Origin of the sequence: Commensalibacter sp. M0355 (assembly GCF_016101365.1) — a bacterium.
Taxonomy (GTDB): Bacteria; Pseudomonadota; Alphaproteobacteria; order Acetobacterales; family Acetobacteraceae; genus Commensalibacter; species Commensalibacter melissae.
Window position 1 is genome coordinate 451164 of record NZ_JACFQQ010000002.1, and the last position, 12394, is coordinate 463557.

Genomic DNA, 12394 nt, shown 5'->3' on the forward strand with positions numbered 1-12394 from the left:
GTATGAAATAACTTTATAAAATAGTTTATAAATTTTCAAACTTCATGAATAATTCAAAATTCCAATGCGTCTCTCAAACGTCGTTCATAATGACGATAGTATTTATCTGCAATGAGTTCAGTTTTAAGAATTATTGCAACATCCGTGGTATTAAATTGCTGATCGATAACAGCACCATCCCCAACATATCCTCCCAGTCTTAAATAACCCTTAATTAAAGGAGGAAGTTCCAATCGGCAACGAAAATGATCCAAATGATGCGGATCGACACGCAACATTTCCACACGACGCTCTGGCAATGCCTTGACTAACAAAGCTGGGGGTGCCAATTGAGTTTGATAAAGATAGGTTAAGATTTCGGCATATTGATCGGGGTCTGTTCCCGGGAAACTGGCACAACCAAATAAGATATCTATTCGATAATAAAAAATATAGGCAGCAATTCCCTCCCACAATAACTGCATTGCGGATCGATTACGATATTGCGGATGGACACAAGAGCGACCGACCTCCAAAAGATTGCCAGGATATTCCTGTAATACGGAAAGATCATATTCTGCACGACTGTAAAAACCACCCGCCTTGTCGGCATTTTCCTTTCGAATTAATCGATAGGTTCCCACGACCCGCTCATGATCAGATATTTTATTATAGTCAATTACCAGTAAATAATCTGAAAAGTCATCATATTCATCAAAATCTCTTTTAAGATTACGAATATTCTCGTTAGGAATCGCTCCCATCTCTTCATAAAACACTCGATAACGTAAAGCTCGGGCTGCATCCTTTTCCGATTCTGTCTCGGCCAACCTGACTCCTAGGCTACCTGAACGTAATTCAACAAATTTATCTCTTCTCAATTCTAAAGTTGATAAAGAACCGCTTCTCTTTTCCCTATGCATATTTTCTTTCTATATAAATCATAAACCAAAATAATTTATATATATCTTGTAAAAATTACGAATCTTGTTCTGTCTTAATACGGCGCCCAAACAGTTCCAACCGATGCTGAACCAGTTCGAACCCTAATTTTTTCGCCATGATCTCGATCATCTTGATATGCTCAGGATCTTCAAATTCAATCACTTTTCCAGTATCAACATCGATTAAATGATAATGCGTTCCCTGTTCAGTCACTTCATAACGGGCACGTCCCCCACCAAAATCATGTTTTTCCAGAATACCCTTTTCTTCCAACAAACGAACAGTACGATAGACCGTGGCTACAGAGATATTATTATCCAATTTTGAGGCCCGTCGATATAACTCTTCAACATCGGGATGATCATGGGCATGCGAAAGAACATGGGCAATAACACGTCGCTGCCCGGTCATTTTCAGACCTTTCTTAATACATAACCGTTCTATATGAGATAAATTATTCATTTTTTCACGTGTCATACAATTCATTCAATTATTACAAAGAAGCCTATATGCGCCCTAACTGGAATACGGACAATTGCCAAGTCAATTTTCAACAAAAATTATAACTTCAAAAGATAGCTTTCTTCAAACTATTTATAACTTAATTCAAATCATTAAAAAAGATATATTTCTCTATTTACCAAGAGTCGTTCTAGGACAAAGACTTCAGCATAAGATAAGCATTCTTATTTTTACCATAATAATCAACCCTTTTTGTTTGAACTTCAAAATTATAATTACAATAAAGCTGATATGCCTTTTTATTATCTTCAGCAACTTCTAAAAAAACTGATTTGATGTTTTCCATTTTCATTTTTTTTATAAATTGCTCAAGAATGGCCTTGCCTATCCCTCTTCCCTGAAAGGGGGGGGAAACAGCAAAAGTAACTATTTCCGCTTCATCAATAATTTTGGAGTAAAATAGAAAACCCAGCATTACATTTTCTTTATCCATATAGACACATGCAGAATGTGTAGGTAAAGCCATCAGTGTTTTGAAATCTTCAGGTTTCCAATATTCATGTTCTGGAAAAGCGGATTGATGTAATAATGCCAATGGATATTCTAAACCATTTCCCTCTGTAATAAATTGTATCGGCATCACTTCATTCTCTCGGCATTTTTATTTTGGTGCTTTTCGCAGTCCACCAGCAGGTAAACTCGCTTTGGGAGGATCTATATATAAAGGATAGAGTTTATTCGTAACTTTATCACCCTGATCATAATGATCCGCAATCTTGGCCATCATAACTGCATCCGCCTCATTTATAGAGGATTTGCGCCAATTGACTTTTGTTGGAATAAGAGGTTTTATAATTGGAAACGCTTCACCTGACAAAATAACTTCTTCTTCCGGCCATGGTATATCAACAAAATCGAAAGCTTTTATTTCAGATTTTTGATTGGTTTCAATAAATACCCTATTTCTTCGGGCCAGGGTCATATGCCAAACTAATTTACCAGAATAGTCTTTTTCGATATATGGAAAAATCGCCTCACCACGGCGTAAAGGGACAACCGGACAATGTAACCCTGTTTGCAATCCCAATGAGAATGCAATGGAAGCCCTCAATCCCGTAAAAGATCCAGGTCCAATAATAATAGAAATAAGATCAATCTTATTAGCGACTAAATAACCGTTCCGTACAAATTCATTGAAATAGATTGGAAATCGTTCTGGGGCACCTCGTTCAAAGGATTTTTTTTCACATTCCAACCTATATATTTGATCCTTAACAACAACAGAAATAAAATTAGGTGCCTGCTCAGATGCAGAGGCACCATTAATGACTAAAATTGTTTTATCGTTTTTCATAGATTTACAACATTAAGCAGGCTTCCTCAAACGCAAGCCTTTCATTTCGTTCCCCAATATTTTCTTTATTCCCGTATCCCAAACATATCAAAAAATTGGAATGCCAACCCTGCTCTTCAAAAAACAGTCGATCCACCATTGTATTGTCAAAACCCGATAGGGGAGCAACATCAAGCCCCAATGAACGAGCCGCAACAATCATATATCCTCCCTGCAAAGTAGAATTGCGCAAAGCCGTCTCTTCAGCAAATGACATGTCTCCCGCATACCATGATCTCAATTCAACCGCTGGATATAAAATCGGTAATTTTTCATAAAATATTGGATCATATGCTACAATAACAATAACAGGAGCGGATAGTGCCAGATCAATATTCCCGTCTGTAAGGGCGGATCTCAATTTTTCCTTACTTACCGGATGACTAAGAAAAGTAAACCGAGCCGGCTGGCAATTTGCAGAAGTAGGACCCATTTTTACCAAGTCATAAAGCTGATATAAAACAGAAATTTCCACATCCCTATTTAACCAACCCCTAGGCGTCCGTGCCAAATTAAAAAGACGATCCAGACATTCCATAGACAAAGAAGATGTTTCATCCATTTCTTTTTTCCAATTCAATCATCCGAATTGATCCGAAACATAGATTTTTTTGATATTTTCTTTAGCAAATAAAATTAAATTCTTACTTGCTCCACAGTAATAACCTCAGAAAGATGTCGCTGCAGAATCACTTCCACCCCATGTTTCAAAGTCATTGCTGAAGAGGGACATCCCTGACAGGATCCTTGCATTCTTAAATAAACACATCCATCCTTATAACCGTAAAATATGATATCGCCACCATCTTTGGCTACAGAGGGACGAATTTCCGTATCTAATATCCATTTTATTTGCTCAACAACCGCTTGATCCTCAGGTGCAACTTCCATCTCGATCACATTGACTTTTGAAGTTTTATCGAGAACGGGTCTTTTCATCAAGAGAAAATCCATGATAATAGCACTTAACGCTGATTTCAGCCCATACCAGGAAACTTTCTCATCTTTGGTTACAACAATAAAATTGTGACCAAAAAAAACACGTTTCACTCCCTCAACATCAAACAGGCTCAATGCGAGTGGCGACATATTTGAAGCCTCTTTATTCGTAAAATCAATTGTCTGGTTCGAATCAAGGATCGGTTTACCCAAAATGAATTTCAATGCATGATTGTTTGGTGTTTCTTCCGTATGAATAAGCATTCCCAGTTCCTTAATCCCTCCACCTTAAATAAACAGGTTTTACCCAAATAAAAACCTATCAAGAAATATGCCTTTTAAGTGGATTTATCAAAATAGGCAAATAAATAAACAATTGTTAAAAATATCGCAAACTATCCTCTTCACGAAAAAGCATATTATTATTAATTACTCAGTATTTCAATATATCCTATTTCAAGATTTAGGATTTTGTCTGTAATTTAATCAGCCATAAATCAGCAATTTCTTTTATAACTCCCTGTGCTTGGATAGATTTTAGATTTTGAATTGATTGATTTTTCTGGTTAACTTGTAGTTGTGCCATAGCATAATGAAGCAACGCCTCATTAGAATCTTTCAACGTTTTTTTCAGTGCTTCCTTCATCAATAGCAGACCTGACTGACCTTTACCGTCCATAACCTGATCATATCCAAGCATCAACATATCATCACCATTTGGTGCCTTTTCGAAAGCTTCCAATTTTGCAGGTAACGCTGATTTATTCTCGTTAATTTTATCCTGAATAAATTTCCTAAATCTCATAACACGTGTAGAGTTATGATCCGTACCCAATACTCCCTTGTCATAACCAGCCGCAAGGATTTTCAATGCGAAATGCGACATATTGGCTTGCATTGCCACTTCCGCCATTTCCATATATTCTTCACTGGTCCTCATTAAATTCATATTAAAACGCAAATTGAGTATTTCAAGTTTGACAGAGGGTGATAAATCACGACTGGATGATAGTGCCGCCATAATATGTCCCCAATATTCGGCTTTGGGATAATGCATAGCCAATTGCGTGTAACTATGTCGCAAACCATCCTGATCTCCAAGTTTTTCTTGGCAATTAGCCATAATTTGCCACTGGGATTCAGCTGGTACCTGACCATTTTTTATTTCTTCATCTATTTGTTTTTGCTGAGCTGTCATTGCTTCCTTATAGTTATTGTTAAGAAAATATGACTGGATCAACAATGTTTTCATGTGTGTATTGGTACCACCAACCAAAAAATACTGTTTAATATATTCTATTGCCTTCACATATTGTCGAGCTCGATAGGCAAGGCTGGCCTGCGCCATTCTTATTTGAATTTTTTCAGATGCAGACGTACGTGTGGAATTAATCAATTCATCATATCCGGTAAAGGCTGCATCAAGATTATTCTGCTTGATTGCCAAAGCAATCCGCAAATGTTCAATAATATTTTTTTCATAGGCGGAAGGATTTGGAATTGTCTGAACTTCCTTAAGCGCCGCATTGGCCTGGGCAATCTTTCCCTGTTTCATAAGATGTTCTATATTTTTTAAAGGAGCAGCCATTTTTTGGCTTACCACTTCTTTGGATTCAATAGAAACTGAATATAAACCTCCAGCAGTTCCCAATAAAGCCACCATCCATAAATTTCGCAATAAAGAAACAGGTTTCATAGTTTAATATCCCGATCTATCCTCATTCATTACTGTTGATTGGCAATTGTTATCTTTTTTACTCCTAACCGTTGGGCATCTGCCAAAACAATGGCAACATTTTTATAATTGGCCAATCGATTGGGCTTTACGATAACAACTGGCTGGTCAGAGTTAGCAGCTATTTCACGAAAACGATCAAGTAACGCATTCTCATTGGAAATAGCAGTATCATCAATTGACAAACTATTATCAAAATCAATACCGATTGTCACCGTTTTTGGAAGTTCTGTTTCATTTACTGGAACTGCTCTTCCCAAGGCCAATTGTACGGATTGCGTCTGTAGGGGAATAGTTATGATCAACATTACCAATAAAACCAGCATTACATCAATCAAGGGAGTCGTGTTAATATTTACCATTACCTCTTCTTCCTTTTCACCTTGCTGAATCATGATTCTGCGAGCATGTCCAGAACGTAATAAACGCATTATACTATATCCTTTTCAATCATATAATCTGGCTTAACCCTATACCGTATTACTATTTCCTAATGGGTTTCGTAATAAAATCAACTCGACTGATCCCGGCTTGCTGACAATCCTGGATAACCTGACCAACTTTCTCAAATTTTGCCTGTATGTCTCCCCAAACTTGAATTTGGGGCTGAGGATGTAAAGATGCTACCGAAGCCAATTTTGCCTTTAATGCATTATCGTCAGGTAATAGCTGTTCATTCCAAAATATTTGACCATCCGCCTTAATGACAAGGGCTATATTTCCTACCTTGGTTTGAGTTAAATGACTATTACGTTCTGGTATATCAACCTTTACAGCGTGTGTGGCAACAGGAATAGTGATTAAAAAGATAATCAGTAGTACAAGCATGATGTCAACCAAGGGGGTTGTATTGATTTCGGATACCACCTCATCATTATCCCCTTCCGCGCTGATAAAATCCCCCACACCACGATTACCATTCAAATTAAAGCTCATGGGCCTCTCTTTCCTTGCTCGGGGATCGCTTTTTTATTATTCAGGTTTCCCCCAAGTAAGACTGTTTGAACATCTGCAGCAAAATTGCGAATTTGATCCATAATCACTTTATTGCGACGAACCAGGAAATTATATCCCAGAACAGCAGGAACAGCCGTAGCCAAACCAATTGCTGTCATAATTAAAGCCTCGCCTACAGGACCGGCAACTTTATCCAAGGTAGCCTGTCCAGCGATACTAATGGCGGTCAAGGCATGATGAATACCCCAGACTGTTCCGAACAATCCTACAAAAGGGGCAGTGGATCCAACCGTTCCCAAAAAAGCCAGACCACCTTGCAATTGTCCCTGTATCGTGTCAAGCGCTCTATGTAAGGCCATGGACACCCAGCTGTATAAATCAATCGTTTCCTGCAAGGAGCCTTCATAATGCATCAGTGCATCAATACCATTTTCAGAAATATATCGATAGGAAGAGTTACTACCTAAACTCTCCGTACCCTTTTTTAAAGTATTTTGTTGCCAGAACTGTTTTTCACGCACTTCTTTTCCAGCACGCGTTACACGATTTTGGACAGCAATTTTTGCAACGATTACATACCAACTCCCTACTGACATTATTGCCAACACAAGCAATGTTATCCTTGAAACAATATCACCCGCTTTCCACAAAGCTTTTAAACCATATGGATTTTCTGATGATTGAGGAGCAGCTTCCGGTTTTACTGGGTTGTCTATGGTCGAAGAAACGACTGGATTTACGTTGCTACCCGCTGAATTTTGCATTGGTTGAGAAGCGGAGTTATCATGTGCAGTTGATGTTGGTATATTTTGCTGAGGCTGCTGTGCAAAACCATTGTTTATACCTGACAGGCAAAGCATTCCAGAAAATGCAGCAATCACAGTGAATTTAAAACGAATCAATCGAAATAAACTTTTATTTTTATCCATATTTAACACATTCCTTCGTTAATTTTACTGGGCAGTAATTTCTTTAAACAACCTCAGACAACATAAACATATTCATTGTTATTTATTTTTATATTGATATGAATAACCATCAACTTATAATTGATTCTAGGTTCATTTCAAACCTATATACCATATCTGTTATCGAATTGGTGACGCTCTAGGGTTGATTTTTGATAACCCAATAACGTAACGATCATGTTCCTTAAATATATTTTTACAAATATTTAAAGCATCAACTAAACCATCCCTAAAATTTTTGTCATAAAAATTCATATCATGAAAGCACAGATTATCAATGTTGGTCTGCCCAATATCTTGTTTGGTAAATTTATTCATATTTTTCGACATTAACGTAACTAAATTTAAAGAAATTTTAACTTTATTTGCATTTAAGATGATTAATTGACATATCCAATCCAAAATAAATGAACCATTTATCCAGCACCTAATTTAAAACTGATTGTAAGACGATGATTTTTCTCTTTTACTGGCATACCGTTGCGTGTGGCTGGACGATAACGGGCAGAAGCCACATAGCGTAGAGCCTCTTCTTTAAACGAGTTTCCTCCTTTGGCTTCAATTACATTACAATTATTGGTATGGCCATCCGCTTCAATATCACAGGATAGTATAACCCGACCTTCCTTACCCGCCGCTTCCATATCAGGAGGATAATTCATTTTAACACCATTAAGTGCACGGCTGCCAGCACTTCTGTCAGGAGGACCATCATTTGGAGTATTCGACATCCCCTCACCAGATGTACCATTCATATTCCCTTGATTTTGACTATCGGATGCCGAGCTTTTTGCAGGTTGGGCAGCCGGTTCCCTTTTTTTGACTTGTTTTTTTACAATTTTAGGCGGTTTAGGTTGTACAGGGGCTTCTGTATTAATTGGGGGGGGCTCAATCTCTGGTGGAGGTGGAACAATCATTTCCGGTGCAGGTGGTTGTGAAACCTGTGCGGAAGCTGAGGATGCGGCGGAAGATACATCTACAACCCTTATTTCTAATGGAGCAGGCATATCTTCTTTTTTATTGGAATGCATCAGAAACAATAATCCAAGAATTCCAAAAATATGAAACAAAATAACAAGAATTAAAATACCAATAGATTCAATAGGATGACGTTGATTAAGATTAACCATGAATCATTTTCCATTTCCTGTGAAATTACTCATCTTCAATACTTATCCACTGATAAATCATTATTAGTCAAAGTTTTTAACAAAGCCTTTTTATCATGTTGCTTTCGCACTTGCTTCTGAACGTGTTGCCCCCACCCTTAAAGCCAGTGCCGCTGCCATGAAATCATCCAGATCACCGTCCAGAACAGCATCTGGATTGGTTTTTTCCACATCCGTTCGCAAATCTTTCACCAATTGATAGGGTGCCAAAACATAAGAACGGATTTGATGACCCCAACCTATATCAGTTTTATTGGCTTCTGTCTGTGCCGCCTCTTCCTCGCGTTTTTTTAATTCCAATTCATATAGACGGGCCTTCAACATTTCCATTGCTGTTGCCCGATTACGATGTTGTGATCGATCCGTTTGACAAGCGACAATAATTCCTGTTGGAACATGGGTAATTCTTATGGCTGATTCCGTTTTATTGATATGCTGTCCGCCAGCACCCGATGCACGATACGTATCGATTTTCAAATCTGATTCATTTACTTCAATATCAATTGAATCATCTATAACTGGATAAACCCAAACAGAAGCAAAAGATGTATGACGCCTTTTAGCGGAATCAAAAGGCGAAATACGAACCAAGCGATGAACTCCCGCTTCAGTTTTCAGCCACCCATAGGCATTTATCCCGCTTATTTGCAATGTTGCCGATTTTATACCCGCCTGTTCCCCTTCAGTACTTTCCAACATGGTTACCTTATAACCATGTTGTTCAGCCCAACGTGTATACATTCTTAACATCATCTCAGCCCAATCCTGCGCTTCCGTGCCTCCTGCCCCGGAATTCACTTCCAGATAACAGTCATTCCGATCGGCTTCACCAGAAAGTAAACTTTCCAATTCAAGACGTTTAACTTCTTTTTCCATTGATTGCAATTGTTGCAAGGCATCCTGAACAATTTCCATGTCATTGTCCTGTTCAGCCAACGCAATTAGGTCAAGATTTTCCTTGCAATCCTGCTCCAACCGTTCAACCCGCTCAATTTGATTGGCAAGCCCTGTTCTTTCCTGCATAATCTTTTGCGCATTTTCCGCATCATCCCATAGATTGGGATCTTCAATGCGGTTATTTAACTCGGCTAGACGATCTTTAGCTGTATCCCAGTCAAAGATGCCTCCTCAGCAGTTCTAAAGACTGCTCTATTGTTTGTTGGAGTGTATCACTCTCCGCAGACATACTCGTTTCCTTTATTTACCTTAAATGCAATTAATTATTAATCCAATTAACAAGATTTTAATAAAAATACAAGGTCAACCTTAATATAATCCACCCATACCTATATCTTCCCCTTCACCTGAAGATGAAGATTGACCTGTTTTTTCACCAATCTTTTTTTCACTTCCTTCATTAGATGGAGATACAATCCCCTCATTACTATCCATGGACTCTTCAGAATCAGGTATATTTTCAGCTCCTGTATCCTGGGCTGTCAACTCACCCGTTGCTGCCCCCTTATTCAAATTGATGCTAATTCCCGGGGTTTGTCCTTCCTTAAAAGCATCGGTTACACTTCCTTTACTCGTATCATAACTTGCTAGAAAAACACCTTCTGGTTTTGCAAAATCAAGTTTGGGACGATTAGCCAGAATGTTTTTCATGAATTCATTCCAAACTGGCGCGGCAACAACAGCGCCAGACATACCTTTTCCCAATGTTTTTGGCTGATCAAACCCAAACCATACTACTGTCACGACATCCGGTGAAAATCCTGCAAACCACGCATCATTAAAATCCTGACTGGTTCCTGTCTTGCCGGCAAGTGGACGATCTATCCCACGCGCTGCCGACATACCGGTTCCACGTTTCATCACGTCTTCCATCATGGTTATAATTTGATAGGAACTTTGAGCTGATGCAACACGTTTACGATGATCAATAATAAGGGGAAGCCTATCTGGATCTTCCGAATGTTCCAACTTCAAGACATCTGAATGCCAGATTACCTTTCCATTCCGATCCTGAATATAGTCAATTAAGGTTGGTTTTGTTAACAACCCCTCTGCCGCAATACTTGCATAGGCACCAGCATGACGGAAAACCGTTGTCTCCACAGCACCCAAAACGGCAGGTAAAACCTTAGGCATTGAATCTACTTCACCTAATGCAATTGCCAAATTTGAAATAGCATTCATCCCGACTTGAGCGGCCAAACGAATGGTGACCAAATTCCTTGAATAACGTAAGCCATTATGTAACGCTGTTGGTCCCCAGAATGTTTTTTCATAGTTGTTTGGATGCCAACTACCTGCTGAAAAAGGGGAATCCATAAAAATCTGAGATGGCGGAATATTTTGTTCCATCCCCGCCAGATAAGCTATGGGTTTGAAAGAAGAGCCTGGTTGTCGTTGAGCTTGTGTTGCTCGATTAAACTGTGACTCAGCAAATGACCAACCACCAAACATGGATAAAACGCGGCCTGTCTGAACATCAACAGAAATTAACGCACCTTCTATCAGAGGAACCTGACGCAAGGCGACTTTACCATTATCAGCCAAAGGCTCAATTAAAACAACATCGCCCATTTTTAATGGATGAGAAGAACGCTTTGTCCAACTTACATCCTTATTTTCCAATAAAGCCAATTTCTCATTCTTATTCTCCAACCATCCAACTTTTCCCGTACTACTATTCAAAACAATGGCAACACGCCATGCATCCAATATCCCGGCAGGATTTTTTTGTCTGGCTAGCAAATCACTCCATTCTTTTCCATCTTCAATATTTAAATGATTTATTGCACCTCGCCAACCATGTTGCCGATCATATTTCATTAATGCCTGCTGCATTAACCTTGTTGCTAGATTTTGATTTTTCAGATCCAAACTCGTATGAACTTCCAAACCACCCTGCATTGTTTTATCCATTCCATAGCGATCTATCAGATCACGCCTTACAGCCTCGGAAAACCATTGTGTTCCTGCCAAAGGTCCACGTCTTATAACAGATTGTGTCACTTGCAGAGGTTCATCCATTGCCTGTTTCAAGACTTCTTTGCTGATTACACCAGTTTCTAGCATACGGCTCAAAACGAAATTACGACGTTCCAGCCCTGCTTTTGGATGATGATAAAGATCATAATTATAAGGAGATTTCGGCAATCCACCGAGATAGGCCGCTTCTGCCACGGTCAGCTGATCAAGATTTTTATGAAAATAAGTTTGTGCGGCCGCAGCAACCCCGTAGGCACCATCACCAAGATAAATTTCATTTAAATAAATTTCCAGAATTTGATCTTTGGTCAGGGATTGTTCAATTCGAATTGCCAAGATAGCTTCCTTAATCTTGCGATTCAAATTCCGCTTATTGTTAAGCAACATATTACGCGCAACCTGTTGCGTAATCGTTGAGGCCCCCACCAGACGCTTACCTGACGTTTTACGGAACATATCTTGTACAACCGCACGTACAATTGCCAAGGGGTCTATCCCGCCATGAGAATAAAAATTCTTGTCCTCTGTCGAGATAAAAGCATTCTTGACCCGATCCGGAATAAGGGTAATAGGAACAAATAATCTCCGCTCTGATGCCAATTCTGCCATGACACGATCATTATTGGCATATATCCGGCTCATAACAGGCGGGGCATAATTTTTCAACCCCTCAACAGTAGGCAAATCCTGTACAGCTCCCTCATATTTTATCCAGGCAAATAATCCACCTCCCGCAAGAATAAAAAGGAACAAGCCTGCAAGTATTCCAACCAACATCCGCCATATACGGTATCTGGGGCGTTTTATAATTGAATTACTATATTTATTACCAGCATTAGACGGATCAGAATTTTTCGAAGACATAAAAAAACTCTACATCAATTGTGAAAACTCGATTATTAGGAGT

The 12394-nt window shown here is 38.9% G+C and carries 13 protein-coding genes; all 13 read right to left on the reverse strand.

Annotated elements, in window-relative coordinates; all coding sequences use genetic code 11:
• Positions 1–53: 53 nt before the first annotated feature.
• Entirely contained in the window at positions 54–902 is an 849-nt protein-coding gene (locus H3T44_RS05740; protein ID WP_198184730.1) for a GNAT family N-acetyltransferase, read from the reverse strand.
• A gap of 55 nt (positions 903–957) precedes the next feature.
• Positions 958–1401: a Fur family transcriptional regulator gene (locus H3T44_RS05745; RefSeq protein ID WP_110438649.1), complete on the reverse strand. Its 444-nt coding sequence runs from the start codon at positions 1399–1401 to the stop codon at positions 958–960.
• A 175-nt stretch (positions 1402–1576) separates the two neighbouring features.
• Positions 1577–2026 (reverse strand): ribosomal protein S18-alanine N-acetyltransferase, encoded by a 450-nt coding sequence (gene rimI, locus H3T44_RS05750; RefSeq protein ID WP_198184729.1) that lies wholly within the window; start codon positions 2024–2026, stop codon positions 1577–1579.
• Positions 2027–2047: 21 nt separating this feature from the next.
• A complete protein-coding gene (locus H3T44_RS05755; protein ID WP_110438647.1) occupies positions 2048–2740 on the reverse strand; it encodes a tRNA (adenosine(37)-N6)-threonylcarbamoyltransferase complex dimerization subunit type 1 TsaB in 693 nt (230 codons plus the stop codon).
• Positions 2741–2744: 4 nt separating this feature from the next.
• A complete protein-coding gene (locus tag H3T44_RS05760; protein WP_198196520.1) occupies positions 2745–3341 on the reverse strand; it encodes a malonic semialdehyde reductase in 597 nt (198 codons plus the stop codon).
• 74 nt (positions 3342–3415) lie between these two features.
• Positions 3416–3982 (reverse strand): NifU family protein, encoded by a 567-nt coding sequence (locus H3T44_RS05765; RefSeq protein WP_155567806.1) that lies wholly within the window; start codon positions 3980–3982, stop codon positions 3416–3418.
• A gap of 199 nt (positions 3983–4181) precedes the next feature.
• Positions 4182–5414 carry a lipopolysaccharide assembly protein LapB gene (locus H3T44_RS05770; protein WP_198196521.1) on the reverse strand — a complete coding sequence of 411 codons (1233 nt, stop codon included), beginning with the start codon at positions 5412–5414 and terminating at the stop codon, positions 4182–4184.
• Positions 5415–5443: 29 nt separating this feature from the next.
• Entirely contained in the window at positions 5444–5884 is a 441-nt protein-coding gene (locus H3T44_RS05775) for a biopolymer transporter ExbD (protein ID WP_232347524.1), read from the reverse strand.
• Positions 5885–5936: 52 nt separating this feature from the next.
• The gene (locus H3T44_RS05780; protein WP_370552732.1) at positions 5937–6359 is read right to left on the reverse strand and encodes an ExbD/TolR family protein; all 423 of its coding nucleotides are present in this window, start codon (positions 6357–6359) and stop codon (positions 5937–5939) included.
• Positions 6360–6385: 26 nt separating this feature from the next.
• The gene (locus tag H3T44_RS05785; protein WP_232347525.1) at positions 6386–7339 is read right to left on the reverse strand and encodes a MotA/TolQ/ExbB proton channel family protein; all 954 of its coding nucleotides are present in this window, start codon (positions 7337–7339) and stop codon (positions 6386–6388) included.
• Between the two features lie 455 nt (positions 7340–7794).
• Positions 7795–8508: an energy transducer TonB gene (locus tag H3T44_RS05790; RefSeq protein WP_122123220.1), complete on the reverse strand. Its 714-nt coding sequence runs from the start codon at positions 8506–8508 to the stop codon at positions 7795–7797.
• 93 nt (positions 8509–8601) lie between these two features.
• Positions 8602–9733, reverse strand: a protein-coding gene (gene prfB, locus H3T44_RS05795) for a peptide chain release factor 2 (RefSeq protein WP_110438641.1) whose coding sequence is annotated in 2 segments (ribosomal slippage) — positions 8602–9663 and positions 9665–9733 — 1131 coding nt in all. Because the reading frame shifts where the segments join, the coding sequence is not laid out codon by codon here.
• Between the two features lie 80 nt (positions 9734–9813).
• Complete coding sequence (locus H3T44_RS05800; protein WP_198196522.1) at positions 9814–12351, reverse strand: penicillin-binding protein 1A; 2538 nt, start codon at positions 12349–12351, stop codon at positions 9814–9816.
• Positions 12352–12394 lie beyond the last annotated feature (43 nt).